Consider the following 17106-nt stretch of genomic DNA (forward strand, 5'->3'; position numbering starts at 1 on the left):
TCCTAAACGAGATTGATCAGGACGTCATACATCTCTCGCGCGGTCGTAATAATCCGCGCGGAGGCGTTATAGGCGTTCTGATAGACGATGAGATTGGACAGTTCCTCATCCATATTAACTCCGGAAACTTCCTGCATCCGGTTTTGAAATTCATTGGTCAACGCGGCGCGGTCGCTCTGCAGGCTCTCCGCCCGGGCGGCATCCAGACCGGATTTGGCGAGGATCTGCGCCGCGTAATCGCCAAGAGATACAGTTGATCCCGTCAGTCCGCCGATGGTATCGAACGCGACGGATTGCGTTGCAAGATTCTGAAAAGCGAGCGCTCCCCGGTTGTCGGCGGACGTCAACGCCGGCGTACCGGACGGATCGATCATGGCGGTTGCGAGCTGCTGCGGATTTCCGTTGATTGCCGGGTCCACCATAAATTCAAGACCCGCGTCGGAGGGATATTTAAGACCGACGCCAAACATTTCCGAAAAACTCACACCAGTCGCGCCACGGTCCGACGTATCGGAAAGAACATTGATCTTGTAATTTCCAAACCCGGACGCATTGTTGAGAACAAGCGCGCCGTTGGCATCCAGAGATGCTGTCGTATAGGGGCCAATGCCGCCATTAATAGCATTGACGACATCGGTCATCGTTCCGCCGATCGCCCCGAAATCCAGCGTCATCGAAATCGGCTGCTCTCCATTCGGACCAATGAATTCAAGCATGGCCGTCCCGGTGAACCCATGAGCATCGCCCGCCGCAAGTCCGGTGTCATATGACGAATTGATCTTCGTGCTGACCAGATTGTTCATACCGAAGAAATGGGCAAATCCACGGCCGCCTCTCTCAGACGGATTGGCCGTTTCCTGGCCGATTCCGATACCCGCCGCACCCCCTTGCGCGGTCATGGTCAGAGCGCCGTTGGTCAGCGTAAGCGTTCCGGCACCCAGCGCGCCATTCACTTCGGCAATCACATCGGCCATCGTCGTCGTCCCGGGGTTATCGAAATCGACGGTGTAGGATGCGACAATATTGTTGTTGGCATCGAAGCTGTAGAAGGTCGCCTGACCGGTAAATCCATGCGCATCCGTCGCCAAGACGCCCGTATTGCCACCCGTCATTACGGACGGCGGCGGAACGGAAATATTGGCATTATGAACGGCATTGAACTGTTCCGCGACGCCCGCAGCCAACGCGCCGATCTGCGCGGCAAGGTTCGGCAATTCCATATTGCGCATGTCGAGCCAACCACGCAGCGACCCGCTTTGCAGCTCAGGATCGAGAGGAAGGCCCGTGGCCGCTATCGTTTTGCTTTCCGTGTCGTAAACATTCAGTGTCACTTGACCGAAAACCGTCTCGCTCGTGACCTGCGCGGCCGGCGAATAAACGAGCTGGCGCGGCTGAAAATCGAGAAGCTGCTGCCCGGCATCGGTAACGACCGCGATCGCCCCGTCGGACATGGCATAGGTTTTGATGTCGATGACCTTGGAGATTTCCGAGAGCGCCTGATCCCGCTGATCCAGGAGTTCGCCGACGGGCTGATTGCTCTGGACACCGGATTTGATTTCAAGATTCAGTTCGTGAATACGCAATATGGCGTCATTGACCGTTTCGATCTCCTTGGCGATATGGTTGTCCGCTTCCTTACGAAGGGACTGTATCTTCGTCAGGAGGCGATCCGTCTCAATACCGAAATTGGCGATCTCGTCCAGCGCGGCTGTGCGCGATACAGCCATCGTCGGATCAATCGTAAGCGCCGCGAAGGCGGAATTGAGGCTGTCCAGCTTGCCAGTCAAGGAGTTGTTTTCCGCCGGATCACCTAGCAAAGACTGCAGTTGGTTATAGATCTGTGACATCGCCTTGTACTGTTCAGATCCGGCGGTCGCCAGCCGAAGCTCCTTGGCAATGAATTCATCCGTAATGCGCCGCACTTCGGAAATTTCAACACCGGTCCCTATTCCGTTCAGCGCAATGGCGCTGTATTCAACAGTTTTCCGCGCATAGCCTTCCGTCTGGACATTGGCGATGTTCGTTGATGTGACATTGAGTGCTGTCTGGTGCGCCAGCATTGCACTGATACCGGAGTTCAAGATTGCATTCAGGCTCATGACAGTTGCTCCAAAGCAGGAAGGGTCGTGGGGGTCGATACGGAAAAATCGCCCTCAGCATGGCAAAACATTCCGAGCGAAATTTCCCGATTGACAGCAGAGCCGTTTCGGAAATCTCGCATAACCTTTTGTTTTTCAGTACTTTTTCTCATATTCTCTTGATGTCCGGATAAACCGTTTTGTCACCAAATTCTAATTTCGCCTTATATAGAAGCAATTATGGTGCCAACTTGGATTGGCTCATTCCTCCCACTCTTTATATATCGATGGACGCCATGAACGAATTGCGTAGGTGATGGAGCCATCCCCCGTAAACATTGAAGGCGGCAATTTTGTCTTACCTGGGTGGAAAGCCGCCGCGCAAACCGGATAATTTTTCCCCGTCGGTGATAATCCGATATTTATAAACTATTGTTTTATATATGTTTTTCATATTTTGTAAAACTGGCCCGTTCTTTGCTTATTTTACAGCGAGCAAGCCGCGCCTTGCGGCAACACAATAACAGAACGAGAGACGAGCCATGGATGTTGGGCAGATACTGGGAACGACGACAGAGCCGCCGCGCCGCGACAACGAGACGCGCCGGGACGACGGCGAGGAATTTGCAAATTTCCTGAACGAGCCCGCAGCGAAAAACGATCCTCCCGCGAGAAAGGACGCGGCCGATCCTGCACCTGCCGAAACGCCGGCGAAGGAGTCGTCCGATAATCATAATTCCGCGGCCGAAAAGCCGACGCATAAAGAAGCCTCCACCGAGACCGGCAAGACAACCGATGCAGCGTCTCCTGCGGACTCTACAAAGACGCAAGACCCCTCCTCCACGACGAAGGGCACCGCTGAAACCTCCTCTGTGGCCGCTACTGACGCGTCGGTCCTGCCGACACCTCCGGCGGCGGCGGCAACATCTGCGAACAACAACGCACCTGCCGCTACGGCAAACCCGGTCGCCACGGCAGCACAGGGCCAGCTGTATGGCGCGGGCACGGGTGAAGACGTTCCTAACTCGGTCGAGGCAGCGAAAGCCAACGGAGCCGCAACAGAGTCGGTCAAGAAGCCCGAGACCGCTGGAAGTGAGACGAAGAAGGCGGAAGCCGCCGTGACGAATTCCGGCCTGGCGCCTGCGGCGTCAAATCAGACCGAACCGGCAAAATCATCCAAGACGACTACCGCATCGCCAACAGCCGGCAATGAGAAAGCAGCGGTCACGGCCTCATCAGAAACACAAACGGCCGTGGCGCCGACAAAGGCCCTTGACGTTGTCCGGGCGGAAGCCGCCGCAAAGATGAGTGAGAAGGACATCCTGTCGGCGAAAATTGCGGAAATGCTTCAGGATGGTAAAGGCAAGATCAGCCTGACCGCAACAAAGCAGCAGCAAAGTTTCCAGTCAGCCCTCGCCAGCAGCACCAACCTGGTGACCGCCTCCATGACAAATAATCCGGCATCTTCGGGCGTGAATGCTGCGTCCTTCGCGTCGGCGGACGTTGAGACCGCGACGCCACAGGCAATGCAGGGCATTTCCACTGGTGCGCATGGCGTTTCGGCTGACGGTACAAATCCGTCGATGCCGGCCGTGCCTACCGGCTCAGTTCAGGGCGTCGATGCGACCGCGGCAAATAATGCCAGCCAAGCCGCCAATGCAGCGCGCACTACTGCCCATTTGCCGGTTGCCGAACAGATTTCCACCCATATCAGCGCCGCCATCAAGGAAGGGCATGATCGGATTAAGATCAGTTTGCATCCATCCGAACTTGGGCGCGTTGAAGTCAAGCTCGATATCGGTCATGACGGACGCGTTCTTGCGGTTGTCTCAGTCGACAAGCAGGAGACACTCGATCTGTTGCAGCGCGATGCACGCAGCCTGGAGCGGGCGCTTCAGGATGCCGGTTTTGACACAGGCTCCAATAGCCTCAACTTCGGTCTTCGCCAAAACGGGCAGGACAGCCAAGGTGAGGGACGGAACTTTGCAAATTACGGTCTTCCGGCTGACGACAACGGCGACAACGGCGTGATGTCCGATATGCCGTTGCAGGCAATCGGAAACAGGTCAAATACCGACGGCGGCCTCGATATCCAGGTTTAGATAATTAATAGAATGAATTGATTTCCAGAAAGTGAGTATAGAATCATGACGGAAATAACCTCCACGTCCCAGCTTCAACAGAGCGCCGCCGCGACGGCGCAAACGAACCTGGCCAGCAATTTCGATGACTTCCTGACGTTGCTGACGACACAGCTGACCCATCAGGATCCGCTCAACCCAACGGACTCGACCGAATTTACCAACCAATTGGTGAATTTCACGAACGTCGAGCAGTCGATCGCAACCAACCAGAATCTGGAAGCGCTTGTTAAACTCGAGCAGATGTCGCAGCAGAATTTGATGGGCGCGACAATGATCAATTATCTCGGCAAGTCTATCGGCACCAATCTGAATGTGTCCGCGCTAAGCGATGGCGAGGCGACCTGGAACATCGATCTTGGCAGCGCGGCAGCCACCGTGAAGTATGATATTTATAGTCAGGATGGCTCGATCGTCTATTCCGAAACGACGGAAGGCGCCCCGTCGGGCGAACAGCAGTATCACTGGGACGGCGTCAAGTCGAATGGCACTCCGGCGGACGATGGCGCTTATTATCTCGTCGTGACGGCGGAAACCGCTGGCGGCAATGATGTCAGCGTCGGCTACAGCTTCGAAGGCATTGCGACAAGCGTCGAAACTGTCAATGGCGAACCCGTCATGAAGGTCGGCGATGTGCCGATCGGCCTTGGCTACATCATTTCCGTAACACAACCGAAGACAACAGAACCGTCCGCTTGACCGCGGCCAACCCAATACGCCTTCGCCACGCATAAGGCGGGCGGTAATATAGGAGAGAGAAAATGAGTTTAACAGCAGCAATGTTTTCCGGTGTCTCGGGACTGGCCGCGCAATCTACGGCGATGGCGACCATCTCGGATAATATTTCGAATACGAACACGATTGGTTACAAAGGCACCAATGCGATCTTCTCGACCCTCGTGACGGAGAGCGCGACCGACACCACCTATTCCGCGGGCGGTGTTCTCGTTCATCCGCGTGCGCAGATTGATCAGCAGGGCCTGATCACGGCATCTGATTCAACAACCCATATGGCGATTGCCGGTGATGGTTTCTTCGTTGTGTCGACAACCGCCGATCCGACCTCTTCGGGCGGCAACTATGTCTATACACGCGCGGGCACCTTCGAGCCGGATGCAACAGGCCTGCTGCGCAACGCGCAAGGATACTATCTGCAAGGCTGGGAAATAGACCCGGATGGCAATATTCCCGCCAACCAGTCAGACCTGGCGGCGCTGTCTCCGGTTAATATCACGGGACTTACCGGTAACGCCGAAGCCACTTCGACTATTAACCTGAAGGCCAACCTTTCGTCCGACCAGACCACATACGGCGCGGGCTATGTCGCCGGTGACATGACCAATGGAACCGTCGACCCACATTTTGTTCGCTCCTTCCAGGTTTATGACAGCATGGGATCTGCTCACAGCATCACCTTTAACTTCCTCCGGACGGGGTCAGGCGGGACGCCGAATGAATGGACGGTCGAAATTACGTCGGACATTGATGGTGACGGTAATGAGGACATGCTGTCTTCGGATATCGTCGCTTTTAACTCAGATGGATCATTGGATGCGGGTTCAACAACCCTTTCAAACACGGTCACGATCCCCTGGACCGCTGCCCTGGGCATTGATACCCCGCAGGCGATTACGTTGAACTTTGGTACAGATGGTCAGTCAGACGGCTTCACCCAGTTTGCCTCCAACTCCGAGCTCGTTTCCTCGGAAGTGAACGGCGCGCTGTTCGGTGCCTTTAATTCGGTGTTCATCGATGAAGAAGGCACGGTGATCGCGAAATTCGATAATGGTACGTCGAAGGAGATCTACAAAATTCCGGTCGCTACTTTCGCCAATCCGAATGGGCTGACGAACCGCGACGGCAACGCCTATGACGAAACGCCAGAATCCGGAACCTTCACTCTGCGTGAAGCAACATTAGGCGGCGCCGGCAAGATTATCTCGTCCGCTACTGAAGCCTCTACGGTCGATATCGCGGAGGAATTCACCCGTATGATCATCACGCAGCGTTCCTATTCGGCGGCGGGCAAGATCATCACAACTGCAGATGAAATGCTGGAAGAGCTGATCCGCTTGAAGCGATAGTAAAAACTAGGTCTGGATAATTATCTTCATGGCCGGAAATTTCCCTTTCTTGCCATGAAGATAAAATTAACCAACCTCATTAGCTGTTTGTTAAATCGAAGAGCATATGATCTCAGTTCAAGACAAAACGTAAGTATGAGGTAGTGTGCAGATGCAGTCGCAAATGGACCGCAAGGTAAATCGGATAATTGGTCTGGATGGTCAGCCAATGACGATTCATGATCTGCCGCCAAAGGACACCAAGAGATGGGTGATCCGGCGGAAGGCTGAAGTTGTCGCCGCTGTTCGTGGCGGGCTTATCAGTCTGGACGATGCTTGCCGGCGTTATACGCTCTCTGTGGAAGAATTCCTGTCCTGGCAGAAAGCGATCGACAAACATGGCCTGCCGGGTCTTCGGACTACCCGGATACAGGATTACCGTCCCAATGAGTCCGTTTATAAAAATGACTAGTTAAGTCACTCATTAAGCCCTTTTCAAAAAAGCCCGGCCTTGTACCGGGCTTTTATTTTTTACCCAAAGCCCCGGACGTTGACGAGTTAGCGGCGCAGTTTCGAAAATGCCGCAAAAATGGGGTAGGCAAAAATTTCCACCTACCCGGCAAATTTTGCCTGCCGTTAACCAGTTGTTTATCTCCTCCCAGTATCTTTCATGAAGTGGAATAAATTTTACGCATATTTTAATTGAGTGGGGCACCCCGTGAACGGATTAAGCCAGCTTCTTCAGAGTTTGGGAACAGTAAGGGTCATCATACTTGGTGGCGTTGCGGTTGGACTGATTGCTTTGATCATGTTGATGGCCACCCGCATCAGCAGCCCGGATTACGCATTGCTTTACGGCGGACTGGAGCCAGCGGACTCGGCGGCGATCGTTTCAAAGCTTGAGGCCGACAATATCCCTTTCCAGGTTTCCGCCAACGGACGCGACGTCCTTATCCCGGATGAGCAGGTGGCTCTGGTTCGCCTGAAGATGGCGGAAGCCGGTCTGCCGACAGGCGGCTCCGTCGGCTATGAAATCTTCGACAATTCTGACACCTTCGGCACGACCAGCTTCGTTCAGAATGTTAATTTCGTCCGCGCCCTCGAAGGGGAACTTGCCCGCACCATCCGCGCATTGAATAACGTCTCTGCGGCACGCGTGCATCTGGTTCTGCCCAAGCGCGAGGTTTTCAGCCGCGACAAGAGAGAGGCAAGCGCGTCCATTGTCCTGAAGCTAAACGGCCGCGGGCGTCTGACAGACGACCAGATTGCCGCCATCCAGCATATGACCGCCTCCGCCGTTCCTTCCTTGTCACCATCGCATATCTCCATCGTTGATGAAAACGGCAACCTGTTGGCGCGGGGTGATGGCAAGGAAACACCGGGCACCGGCTTCAGCTCACAAAATGATTTCAAGCGGATTGCCTATGAAAGCCGCCTGAAGGAACAGATCGAGCAGCTCCTTGAGAAATCGCTGGGTACCGGAAATGTCCGGGCCGAGGTCAGTGCCGTCATGGATTTCGATCAGCGTACAATACAATCGGAAACCTACGACCCTGACAGCCAGGTCGTTCGGTCCTCGCAACTGGTGGAAGAGAACAGCACCTCGAACGAGGGAATTTCCAACGATCCGGCCGTATCGGTCGCGAATAATCTACCCGAGGCGGGAGCCGACAACGGCGCCGGTTCAAGCTCCAAAAACGCGGCGTCCCGTACGGAAGAAACCGTCAACTACGAGATTTCCAAAACGGTGACGACAGAGGTACGCGAAAGCGGGCCTGTGCGGCGCCTGACTGTCGCGGTCCTGGTGAATGGCCGCACCGAAGTCGCCGCAGACGGAACACGGAGTTACCAGTCTCTCGATGACGCCGCTCTCGCCCAGGTCAGCCGCCTTGTAAAATCTACCATCGGCTTCGATGAGGAACGTGGCGATGTCGTCGAAGTCGTCAACATGCCATTCGTCGAAGTCATCGACAGTTTCTCTGACGAGGAAATCATCACCGACGAGATCTTCATGGGTCTGACCAAGTCGGACCTCTTCAAAATGGGCGAAATGGGCGTTCTGGTCATTGTTGCGATCCTGGCGTTGCTCCTGGTTGTACGGCCGCTATTAAACCGCGCGCTTGCCGTGGGCGGCGCAACACCGGCGCTTGCCGCCCCCGGTGGCGGCGCAGCAACCGCTGCCGCCCTTCCCGGTGGGGGCGCTGTACCAGCAATCGGACATAGTCAAAGCCAGGCCGCCGGAGGCGAGGGCGCGCCCAGATCCGAAACCCTCAACGAAGTTGATAGTCTGATCGACATCGACAAGGTCGACGGTCAGGTCAAAACCTCCGCCTTGAACAAGGTCAGTGAAATTGTCGACAAGCATCCGGATGAAGCAATTTCCATTCTTCGAAGCTGGCTCTATCACGACGCATAAGGGAACGTCATTCCATGGTTATCAATGATGCAAAATATCTAAACGGACCCGACAAGGCCGCCATCATGATGCTGGCGCTCGGCGACGAGCATACCAAGGAGCTTTGGACGCGCCTTGATGAAGAGGAAATCAAGGAGATTTCCCAGGCGATGTCCAATCTCGGTTCGGTTTCTTCCAGTGTCATGGAGGCCCTGTTCGTGGAATTCGCGAGCAAGATTTCCTCGACGGGAAACATCGTCGGCAGCTATGAGGCGACAGAACGCCTGCTGATGAAAGCGCTGTCCGGCGACCGGGTCGAAGGCATTATGGAGGAAATCCGTGGCCCCGCCGGCCGCACCATGTGGGACAAGCTCGCAAATGTGAACGAGCAGGTCCTCGCCAATTATCTCAAGAATGAATATCCGCAGACTGTCGCCGTGGTGATGAGTAAAATCAATCCGGGCCATGCGGCCAAGGTTCTTTCCACCCTGCCGGAAGATTTCTCCCTTGAGGTGGTCAACCGGATGCTGCAGATGGAATCGGTGCAAAAGGAAGTTCTCGACAAGATCGAGGACACTCTTCGCAGCGAATTCATGAGCAATCTTGCGAAAACCAACAAGCGCGACAGCCACGAAATGATGGCGGAAATTTTCAACAATTTCGACCGCAATACCGAAGGGCGGTTTATTTCTGCCCTGGAAGAGCGGAACCGGGATTCAGCTGAGAAAATCAAGGCATTGATGTTCACCTTCGAAGACCTTCTCAAGCTCGATCCGGCGGGCGTGCAGACCCTGCTTCGCAACGTCGACAAGGAACGCCTGGGCATCTGCCTTAAAGGCGCGTCGGAAAGCCTGCGCGATCTCTTCTTCACCAATATGTCGGAACGTGCCGCCAAGATCCTGCGCGAGGACATGGAGGCAATGGGCCCGGTTCGCCTGAGGGATGTCGATGAGGCGCAGATGGAGATCGTCAACATTGCCAAGGAACTCGCCGACAACGGCGAAATCATGCTCGCTGACAGTGGCGGCGAAGACGAACTTATTTACTAGGATGCAATCCCAAATGGCAGTAACCAACAGATTTCTGTTCGATACCGAATTCGGTTCCGAAAGCGCCTCCCGAAAGGCGGCGGCGAAGCCTGTCGAGCGCGAAGAAGCCGTTTTCACGGAAAGTGACATCGCCGCGCTCAAGGCTGAGGCTTTTGAGAACGGCGTTCGCGAAGGACAGGGTCGGTCTCTCGAAGGCATTGAAACCGCCATTGCCGGCACCATGGGCACGATCAGTCATCAGCTCAAGCAGCTTCTCGACACCCATGACGCAAAAATCAACACTCTCAAACAGGAAGCCGCAAGCCTGGCATTGGTGTTGGCGTCAAAGCTTGCACCGGCGCTGATAGAACTGGCGCCTGACATGGAAGTGCGAAAGCTGATTGAAGAATGCCTTGCCGATCTGCATGACGAACCGCGTATCGTCATCCGGGCAAATGACGACATCTGTCAGCGAATTGCAGAAAAAATAGATGACATCACGAGCCGGGCCGGCTTCCAGGGAAATATTATTCTGCTGCCCGATGACGAGGCGGCCGCCGGCGATTGCCGGGTTGAATGGGCTGATGGCGGGACGGAACGGCGCCTGAGCGATATTCAGCATCGTCTCGACGAAGTGATTTCCCGCTTCATCCGTTCCGCCGGCCCACAGCAGAAAAACACAGCGGATCATTTGGATCAGCCGATAGCTGATCAGGTTTAAGGAGTAAGAACGTGGCAGATGATGAAGAACTCGATCTAGAGGATCTTGGCAAAACACCGGCACCGGAAACGGATGTAGCAATCGCGGATGACGGCGCGGACGACAACGTCGTCGGCAGCTTCAACGCGGAGGAGGATACCGAGATCGCCCGCACGGCGGCCGACCTTGAGGCCGTCTTCGATATTCCGGTTCATGTTACCGCCGTACTCGGCAAGTCGCGGATGCGTGTCAGCCAGCTTCTCAAGCTTGGTCGTGGCGCCGTGATTGAACTTGACCGCAAGGTCGGCGAGGCCATCGATATTTATGTCAACAACCGGCTGGTTGCCCGTGGTGAAGTCGTTGTCGTGGAAGACCGCTTGGGCGTGACCATGACGGAAATCATCAAGGCGGATCGCCGCTAGAAACGGATATCGCAGTGAGTAAAATTGATTTAGCAACGGTTCTGGGTCTGTTCGGCAGCTTTACGCTGGTTACCGGCGCCGTGCTGCTTGGCGGCTCGATCGGCTCATTCTTCAATTTGCCGTCGGTTCTGCTGGTGCTCGGCGGAACCTTCCTTGTGACGACCATCAGCTTTTCTCTGAACGATGTTATCCGGGCGCAAAAGCTGATTTTGAACACTCTGTTCACGCGCAACATGACGCCGGATTTCGCCGCCTATTCCATGCTCGATCTTGCCGACAAATGTCGCGGCAAGGGTGTATTGCATTTGCAGAATTACCTGCAATCTCTCGAGGCCGAAAGCTTCCAGCGGAAATCTCTGCAACTCGTGGTCGACGGTCTCCCGGCGGAAGAGGTAAACCGCATCTTGCAAAATGACCTGAATGGTATGATTGCGCGACATAATTCCTGCTCCGGCGTCCTTCGCAAGGCCGCCGAGGTTGCGCCGGCCATGGGTCTTATCGGAACGCTTGTCGGCCTGGTTCAAATGCTCGGCAATCTGAATGATCCTTCTAGCATTGGCCCCGCAATGGCCGTGGCGTTGCTCACCACCTTTTACGGCGCAGTCCTTGCCAATATGTTCTTCAACCCGCTGGCATCGAAGCTCGAACGCAACTCCGCCGAAGAGGTGTTGCTGAACCGGGTGTTCATGCTTGGTGCCGCGTCAATCGGACGGCAGGAAAATCCGCGCCGCCTTGAAATGTTGTTAAATACCCTGCTGCCGCCCGCAAGCCGCGTGCAGTACTACAGTTAAGTCTTTAGGAGAGTAAGTCGATGAGGTTGCTTATAATTGGTTCCCTGAATGGTCAAATTGGCGCCGCCAGCCAGATCGCAATGTCGCGTGGCGCCAAGGTCAGCCAAGTGGACGATATCGAGATGGCGATGGCATCCTTGCGTGCGGGCAAAGGCGCGGATATGGCTATGATCGATGTCAACCTGCCTATTCGGAACTTGGTCTCCATGCTCGCCAGCGAGCGGATCAATCTTCCCGTGATTGCCTGCGGCGTGAATACGGATGCCACAGCGGCCGCGAACGCGATCCGGGCCGGCGCCAAAGAATTTCTGCCGCTGCCCCCCGATCCGGAACTGATTGCCGCCGTTCTTGAAGCGGTATCGCAGGAAAACAACAAACTTGTCTTTGCCGATCCGACGATGAAAGACGTCGTTTCCCTTGCCGAACAGATTGCCCCCTCATCGGCGTCTGTTTTGATAAATGGCGAAACGGGAACCGGCAAGGAAGTGATGGCAAGTTATCTACATACGCACAGCAACCGTGCGGATAAGCCCTTCGTCTGCGTCAACTGCGCTGCAATTCCGGAAAACCTCCTCGAATCCGAGCTGTTCGGCCACGAAAAGGGAGCCTTTACCGGCGCAATCGCACGCCGCGTCGGCAAGTTTGAGGAAGCGAACGGCGGCACGCTTCTTCTGGACGAAATCAGCGAAATGGACATCCAGCTTCAGGCGAAACTGCTGCGCGCCATCCAGGAAAAAATGATCGACCGTGTTGGCGGCACGAAGCCGGTACCCGTCGACATCCGCATCATAGCAACATCCAACCGCGATCTTGCGGAGGCCGTTGCCGAGAAAACTTTCCGCGAAGACCTGCTCTTCCGGTTGAACGTCGTGACGCTCAAAATCCCTCCTCTTCGCGAGCGACCGGTTGACATTGATGTCCTGTCCCGTCATTTCGCGAAGAAATACTCCGAGTCGAACGGACTCAGCGAACGCAAAATCGATGAGACTGCCATGGCCAAACTGAAAGCCAATCCATGGAGGGGTAACGTGCGGGAACTTGAAAACACGATACATCGTGCGGTTCTTCTCTGTCAGGGCGATGTGATCACCGGCGATGCAATCTTGATGCCCGACGGATCGGCAACCCCATCCGGACAAGCCGGGGCCACAGCAAATATTGCGATCAACGGCGCCGCCGCAACCGGGGCACTTGTGGGCCGTAAGGTCGCGGATGTGGAAAAGGATCTCATTTTGAATACGCTGGATCACTGCTTTGGCAACCGGACCCATGCCGCCAACATTCTCGGCATTTCCATACGCACTCTGCGCAACAAGTTGAAACTCTATTCCGATGACGGCGTAGACGTGCCGGCGGCGGCCGGTGAAAACCGGTATCAGGCACGCGCCTGAATTACAGTAGCATCAAACCTTGGAAAGTCGTCGTAAATGAGTGAAACCCAATCAACAGCAGAAGCCTCGCGGGGAGGCAACGAACTTCTGCATAGGTTCACGCAAATTGTCGGAAGAAGCGATATCGGTCTTGCACTCGGTGTTGTCTGCATCCTGATTGTTCTGATCCTGCCGATGCCCAGCTGGCTGCTGGATTTCAGCCTGGCCATTTCCATCACCTTCTCGGTGGTGATCCTGATGACCTGCCTGTTTATCTCGAAGCCACTGGATTTCAGCTCCTTCCCGACCGTTCTGCTGATTGCGACGATGTTGCGTCTCGCGCTCAACCTCGCCTCTACACGATTGATCCTTTCCGAAGGACATACCGGTCCCGAAGCGGCTGGCCATGTGATCGAAGCCTTCGGCAGCTTCGTGATGGGCGGAAATTTCGTGATCGGCATTATCGTATTCTCGATCCTGGTGCTCGTGAATTTCGTAGTCATCACCAAGGGTTCCGGACGTATCGCCGAAGTCGCGGCCCGCTTCTCACTGGATGCCATGCCCGGCAAGCAAATGGCAATCGATGCCGACCTGTCCGCCGGAATGATCAATGAAGATACGGCCCGCAAGCGGCGCAAGGACCTCGAGGATGAGAGCGGTTTCTTCGGCGCAATGGACGGTGCATCCAAGTTCGTCCGCGGCGACGCCATCGCCGGCCTGCTGATTACCTTCATCAATATTATCGGCGGCATCATTATCGGCGTCGCCCAGGAAGGCATGACCTTCGCCGCCGCCGCCGACAGCTATACGCTGCTCACCGTCGGTGACGGTCTCGTCAGCCAGGTTCCGGCCCTGATCGTTTCTGTCGCCGCCGGCCTGCTGGTGTCGCGCGGCGGTGTCATCGGAACGACGGACAAAGCGCTGCTTGGCCAACTTGGCGGTTATCCCCGTGCCCTCGGCGTCAGCTCCTTCCTGCTCGTCGGCCTGTCGTTGCTGCCTGGCGTTCCCATGATCCCCTTCATGATCCTGGCTGGTGGCATCGGCTATTCCGCCTTCGTTCTCAATCGACGGCAGGAAACCAAACTGGTTGAGGAAGAACAGCTGAAACTGGAGAGCAAGAAAGCCGCGGTGCCGGCAGAAGAGCCAATTTCCTCTGCGCTTGCCATCGACGATCTGCGCCTCGAACTCGGCTACGGACTTCTCTCGCTGATCAATGATACGGAGGGGTATCGCCTGACCGACCAGATAAAGGCGCTGCGCCGCCAGATCGCAAGCGAGATGGGTTTCGTCATGCCGAGCGTGCGCATCCTCGATAACATGCAGCTGCCGGCGAACAACTACCTGGTTCGCGTCAAGGAGGTCGAGGCTGGCGCCGGTGACGTGCGGCCCAACAATCTCCTGATTATGGATCCGCAAGGACAGCATATCGATCTGCCGGGCGAGGAAACGGTAGAGCCGACATTCGGTCTGCCGGCGGTCTGGGTCGATACGGGCCAGCGCGAAGAGGCATCGTTCCGCGGTTACACGATCGTTGATCCGGCAACTGTGATCACGACGCATCTGACCGAGATCCTGAAGGATCACATGCCGGACCTGCTCTCCTACGCCGAAACGCAGAAACTGCTCGACGACCTGCCAAGCGTCAACCAAAAGCTTATCGCCGATTTGATCCCGAGCCATATCTCGGTAAGCGGTGTTCAGCGTATCTTGCAGAATCTGCTTTCCGAGCGCGTCTCCATCCGCGACCTTCCGACAATTCTGGAAGGCATTTCGGAGGCAACCGGATATTCGCAAAATATCAACATCATTACGGAACATGTTCGCGCGCGGCTGTCCCGGCAGATTTCTGCTGTCAATACCGCCGACGATGGCTATATCCCGCTCATCACCCTGTCTCCGCAATGGGAGCAGAATTTTGCCAACGCCATTATTGGTCAGGGCGATGACCGTCAGCTTTCCATGGCGCCAAGCCAGCTTCAGGAATTTATTGCTAGGGTGAGAGACGTGTTCGATACCCTGGCTAATCAGGGGCATAATCCGGTCATGCTGACTAGCCCGGCGATCCGTCCCTATGTGCGGTCGATTATCGAACGGTTCCGCCCGTCAACAGTCGTGATGTCGCAGAATGAAATTCATCCCAAGGCCAGACTCAAAACTCTGGCGCAGGTTTGAGGGCGGCAATAGATGCGGATAAAAACCTATACAGCCCAAACCATGGAAAAGGCCATCAGCAAGCTGCGCTTGGAAATGGGACCTGAAGCCATCATTCTTTCGAGCCAGAACACCGAAACCGGAGAAGTTCAGCTTACGGCGGCGATCGAACAGATTGAGACCCGCGCGCCGTCGAACGTCAATAGCTGGGCGGCGGACTGGGACAGGGACTGGAAGATCGAAGCAAGCCGACCGGAGCAGAAAAATCTCAAAAGCGGGTCAAACGGTAATGTCGTGGTCGACATGCCGACCTCTCCTCATGCAGCAAAACCCGCGGAGATAAAGATCACACCGAAAATGGAATCCCTTGTGCAGTCCATGGCCTATCACGGGATCCCGACGCGGCTTGCCGAAAAACTCTGTCGATCGGCTCTCGCCGTTGAGACGGAGGATACCGAAATGGCGCTCGCGGCCGCCCTGGACAGCCATTTCAAATACTCATCCCGCATTTCGGATCGCACGGCACCCATGATGCTGGTCGGACCGCCCGGCGTCGGCAAGACCATCACAATCGCGAAATTTGCCGCCACCGCGAAAATGGAGGGCCGCCGCGTCCATATCATCACGACGGATACCAGCCGTGCCGGCGCGGTTGAGCAGCTTAAGGCCTATACGGATATTCTCGGGTTCGAGCTTAATGTGGCGGAAACACCTGAGCAGCTTAAGTCGCTCTTGCGTCAAGATAAACTGCCGGATGGCGCGGATATCCTGATCGACTCAGGCGGTGTCAATGTTTACGACGAAGATGAGATTACCAGTCTCACACGGAATATTGTGGCCGCAAAAGCAGAGCCGGTCGCCGTTCTCGCAGCCGGTACTGATACGGCGGAAATGAGCGATACCGCAGAAGGTTTCGCAACACTTGGCGCACGGCGCATGATTATAACGCGGCTTGACACCACACGCCGTTACGGCGGGGTTTTCACGGCGGCGCATACCGCCAAACTCAGCTTCTCCTATGCAAGCGTATCTTCATCCGTCGCCACCGGACTTCACACAATCAATCCGGTAAACCTGGCCCGGCTTCTGCTCAGAGACCCGACCAGATCCGAAGTCGGCAAGGAATTTGACAAGGTAAAATCATGATCCAGACTGAAACCCCCCTTCGCAACCGGCCACAGAGGCATCCCGCCACAAAGGAAGCCGGAAATAATCTGATCACGATTGCCTCGGGCAAGGGCGGCGTCGGCAAGACCGTTCTCGCGGTCAGCCTCACCCAGGCGCTTGCAAAAGCCGGAAAGAAAGTTCTGCTTTTTGATGGCGATGTGGGTCTTGCCAATGTCGACATACAACTCGGCATCATGCCCGAGCGCGACCTTGCGACGGTGGTAACCGGCGAAATGGCGCTGAAGGACGTTATTTTTGACTGCGCGGAAGGCGGGTTCGATCTGATCGCCGGACGTTCCGGTTCCGGTTCGCTCGGCGCCCTGTCCGTTCCGGACCTCAAAAAAATTCGAGAAGATCTCGCGGCCCTTGGCGAAAGCTACGACTACATCATTCTCGATCTCGGCGCCGGCATCGACGATGCTGTCAGGACCCTGTCCAACGGGTTGGGACCGAAACTGGTGGTGACGACCGGCGATCCGACGTCCCTTACCGATGCCTATGCCTATATAAAAGTCACCTCCCAGCTATCGCCTGGTGCCGATTTGCGCATTCTTGTCAACATGGCCAAATCGATGGCCGAAGGACAGAAAATCTATGACAAGCTGTTGAGCGCCTGCCGGAACTTCCTTCATATAGAACCGCCGCTTGCGGGGATTGTTGAAATTGATGAAAAAGTTTCAAGCGCGATCCGCGCGCAGGCCGGGCTTATGACGCGATATCCGAACAGCCGCGCCGCGGGCTCCGTCGATGATCTCGCCCGATACATTATCAAGGAGACTGCATAGCAATGCAGTAGCATG

14 protein-coding genes are annotated in these 17106 nt (G+C 55.6%); 13 read left to right on the forward strand and 1 reads right to left on the reverse strand.

From position 1 onward, the window contains the following. Positions 1-2: 2 nt before the first annotated feature. Positions 3-2099, reverse strand: coding sequence for a flagellar hook-associated protein FlgK (gene flgK / locus GQF03_RS11880; RefSeq protein WP_161339508.1), 2097 nt, complete (start codon positions 2097-2099; stop codon positions 3-5). A 521-nt stretch (positions 2100-2620) separates the two neighbouring features. On the opposite strand from flgK, the gene GQF03_RS11885 reads away from it, so the two are divergent. From GQF03_RS11885 to GQF03_RS11945, 13 genes are all read left to right on the forward strand, one after another. Further along, on the forward strand, positions 2621-4180 hold the full coding sequence (locus tag GQF03_RS11885; protein WP_161339509.1) for a flagellar hook-length control protein FliK: 1560 nt from the start codon (positions 2621-2623) through the stop codon (positions 4178-4180). A 45-nt stretch (positions 4181-4225) separates the two neighbouring features. Continuing rightward, positions 4226-4918, forward strand: coding sequence for a flagellar hook assembly protein FlgD (locus GQF03_RS11890; RefSeq protein ID WP_161339510.1), 693 nt, complete (start codon positions 4226-4228; stop codon positions 4916-4918). Between the two features lie 62 nt (positions 4919-4980). Next, positions 4981-6303, forward strand: a complete 1323-nt coding sequence (gene flgE / locus GQF03_RS11895) for a flagellar hook protein FlgE (protein ID WP_161339511.1) — start codon at positions 4981-4983, stop codon at positions 6301-6303. Between the two features lie 151 nt (positions 6304-6454). Further along, positions 6455-6754 carry a CtrA inhibitor SciP gene (gene sciP, locus GQF03_RS11900; protein ID WP_161339512.1) on the forward strand — a complete coding sequence of 100 codons (300 nt, stop codon included), beginning with the start codon at positions 6455-6457 and terminating at the stop codon, positions 6752-6754. Positions 6755-7000: 246 nt separating this feature from the next. Then, positions 7001-8698 (forward strand): flagellar basal-body MS-ring/collar protein FliF, encoded by a 1698-nt coding sequence (gene fliF / locus GQF03_RS11905; protein WP_161339513.1) that lies wholly within the window; start codon positions 7001-7003, stop codon positions 8696-8698. A 14-nt stretch (positions 8699-8712) separates the two neighbouring features. Next, a complete protein-coding gene (gene fliG, locus GQF03_RS11910) occupies positions 8713-9726 on the forward strand; it encodes a flagellar motor switch protein FliG (RefSeq protein WP_161339514.1) in 1014 nt (337 codons plus the stop codon). 13 nt (positions 9727-9739) lie between these two features. Beyond that, entirely contained in the window at positions 9740-10426 is a 687-nt protein-coding gene (locus tag GQF03_RS11915) for a FliH/SctL family protein (protein WP_161339515.1), read from the forward strand. A gap of 11 nt (positions 10427-10437) precedes the next feature. Further along, positions 10438-10827, forward strand: a complete 390-nt coding sequence (fliN, locus tag GQF03_RS19115; protein WP_174238731.1) for a flagellar motor switch protein FliN — start codon at positions 10438-10440, stop codon at positions 10825-10827. Positions 10828-10841: 14 nt separating this feature from the next. Beyond that, positions 10842-11618, forward strand: coding sequence for a MotA/TolQ/ExbB proton channel family protein (locus tag GQF03_RS11925; protein WP_206376423.1), 777 nt, complete (start codon positions 10842-10844; stop codon positions 11616-11618). A gap of 20 nt (positions 11619-11638) precedes the next feature. Next, entirely contained in the window at positions 11639-13009 is a 1371-nt protein-coding gene (flbD, locus tag GQF03_RS11930; protein ID WP_161339516.1) for a sigma-54-dependent transcriptional regulator FlbD, read from the forward strand. 36 nt (positions 13010-13045) lie between these two features. Then, a complete protein-coding gene (gene flhA / locus GQF03_RS11935; protein ID WP_161339517.1) occupies positions 13046-15160 on the forward strand; it encodes a flagellar biosynthesis protein FlhA in 2115 nt (704 codons plus the stop codon). 12 nt (positions 15161-15172) lie between these two features. Further along, positions 15173-16285, forward strand: coding sequence for a flagellar biosynthesis protein FlhF (locus GQF03_RS11940; RefSeq protein ID WP_161339518.1), 1113 nt, complete (start codon positions 15173-15175; stop codon positions 16283-16285). Next, entirely contained in the window at positions 16282-17091 is an 810-nt protein-coding gene (locus GQF03_RS11945) for a MinD/ParA family protein (RefSeq protein ID WP_161339519.1), read from the forward strand. The genes GQF03_RS11940 and GQF03_RS11945 overlap by 4 nt, the downstream gene beginning before the upstream one ends. The last annotated feature ends 15 nt before the right edge of the window (positions 17092-17106 follow it).

It is taken from the genome of Sneathiella chungangensis, from assembly GCF_009882935.1.
GTDB lineage: Bacteria > Pseudomonadota > Alphaproteobacteria > Sneathiellales > Sneathiellaceae > Sneathiella > Sneathiella chungangensis.